The 2,064-nt window shown below is 59.2% G+C and carries 2 protein-coding genes and 1 pseudogene; all 3 read right to left on the minus strand.

Going from position 1 to position 2,064, the window contains the following annotated elements; all coding sequences use genetic code 11:
- Positions 1 to 775: ABC transporter ATP-binding protein (locus tag NG42_RS22930; protein WP_082203912.1), on the minus strand; the 775-nt coding region annotated here is incomplete at its 3' end.
- A gap of 11 nt (positions 776 to 786) precedes the next feature.
- Positions 787 to 1,665, minus strand: a complete 879-nt coding sequence (ntrB, locus tag NG42_RS18545) for a nitrate ABC transporter permease (protein WP_052901962.1) — start codon at positions 1,663 to 1,665, stop codon at positions 787 to 789.
- An 11-nt stretch (positions 1,666 to 1,676) separates the two neighbouring features.
- A pseudogene (locus NG42_RS18550) lies at positions 1,677 to 2,064 on the minus strand (nitrate ABC transporter substrate-binding protein); the annotation flags it as partial.

The raw sequence follows: 2,064 nt of genomic DNA on the forward strand, positions 1-2,064 counted from the left end.
GTTTTTCGTAGAGGAAATGCAGCACTTGCTGACGCAGATGGTGATAACGCGGGTCATCGGCCAGCGCCACCCGCGAGCGTGGGCGCGGCAGATCCACCGTCAGAATTTCGCCGACCCGCGCTGCCGGGCCGTTGGTCATCATCAGCACCCGATCCGACAGCAGTACCGCTTCATCAACGTCATGGGTGATCAGCACAATGGTGGTGTTCAGTGTCTGCTGAATGCGCATCACCGCATCCTGCAAATGGGCGCGCGTCAACGCGTCGAGCGCGCCGAACGGCTCATCCATCAGCAAAACTTTTGGCTTCATTGCCAGCGCCCGCGCGATGCCGACACGCTGCTTCATGCCGCCGGAAATCTCACCCGGACGTTTATTCAGCGCATGGCCCATCTGCACCAGCTCCAGGTTGTGGGCGATCCACTCGCGCATCTCCGCCTTGCTCATGCTGCCCTTAAACACCTGATTCACCGCCAGCGCCACATTGTCGTAAGTGGTCAGCCACGGCAGCAGCGAATGGTTCTGAAACACCACCGCGCGCTCCGGGCCGGGGCCGTCGATTTCGCGGTTATCGCACAGCAGTCCGCCTTCGGTCGGCTGGGTTAATCCGGCAATCAGATTCAGCAGCGTCGATTTACCGCAGCCGGAGTGACCAATCAGGCTGACGGTTTCGCCTTCGCTGATATTGAAGCTGACGTTATCCAGCGCGATAAACTCCCCGCTGGCGGTGTTAAAACGCTGGCTGACGTTCTGTACCTGAATAATGTGCTTCATCATTTTCCTCCCGTTTATTCCCAGCTAAAACGACGCGCCAGCAGCATCAGCGCCTGCTCAAGCAGCAGTCCCACCACGCCGATAATCACAATGGCGATCAGGATGTGCTCGACATTCAGGTTGTTCCATTCGTTCCAGATCCAGAAACCGATACCCAGACCGCCGGTCAGCATTTCAGCGGCGACAATCACCAGCCAGGCAATGCCAATGGACAGCCGCACGCCGGTCAGCACGGCCGGTAACACCGCCGGAAACAGAATTTTGCGCATCACCGTCCATTCGGAGAGCTTCAGCACCCGCGCCACATTCAGATAGTCCTGCGGAATCCGCTGCACCCCTTCGGCGGTGTTGATGATCATCGGCCAGATGGAGCAGATAAAAATCGTCCAGCTGGAGGCTGGCTCGGCGCGCTGAAACAGCAACAGGCCAATCGGCAGCCATGCCAGCGGGCTGACCGGGCGCAGCAGCGCAATAATCGGATTCAGCATCCGGGCGAGAAAGGTAAAGCGGCCAATCAGAAAACCGCCAGGGATACCCACCAGCGCCGCCAGCCCGAAGCCGATTGCCACGCGCTGCAATGAGGCCAGCACATTCCAGCCAATGCCCTGATCGTTCGGGCCGGCGTGATAAAACGGGTCGGCGAATAGCGTGATTGCCGCCTGCCAGGTGCTGAACGGCGTCGGGAAACCGCTGCTGTTAAGCGCGGCGATCTGCCAGATGCCTGTCAGCACCAGCAAGCCGCAACAGGGTGGTATCACCCGCTGCATCAGTGGACGCAGAAGATTGCGGCGCGGCTTTTGCGCCGATTTGCTGGCAGGTTTAAGCGGAATAATTTCTGCTTCACTGCTCGGGGTATGCGCGGCGATCGCCACCACACGGGCTTCATGGGTCATGCTCACTCTCCTTAACGTTTGATGGCGAAACTGGCGGCGTATTGAGCAGGATTGCTGCCATCCCATACCTTGCCGTCCATCAGCGTACTGCGGCGCATTTCACTGCCCGGCAGCGCCACATTGCCCACTGCGCTGGCCGCCAGCTGATAGATATCGATACGGTTAATTTGTCGGGCGACGGCGAGGTAGTCCGGCTCCTGCTTCAGCAGCCCCCAGCGTTTCAGCTGGGTCAGAAACCACATGCCGTCGGAGAGATAAGGGAAACTGACCGCCCCCTCGTTAAAGAAGCGCATCGGGTGCGGATCTTTCCACTGCTGGCCCAGCCCGTTGTCATAGTCGCCCAGCATCCGCCCTTCAATGGTCTCCACGTTGGTATTGAGATACGCACGGTTAGCAATG

Source organism: Winslowiella iniecta (genome assembly GCF_001267535.1).
Taxonomy (GTDB): Bacteria; Pseudomonadota; Gammaproteobacteria; order Enterobacterales; family Enterobacteriaceae; genus Erwinia; species Erwinia iniecta.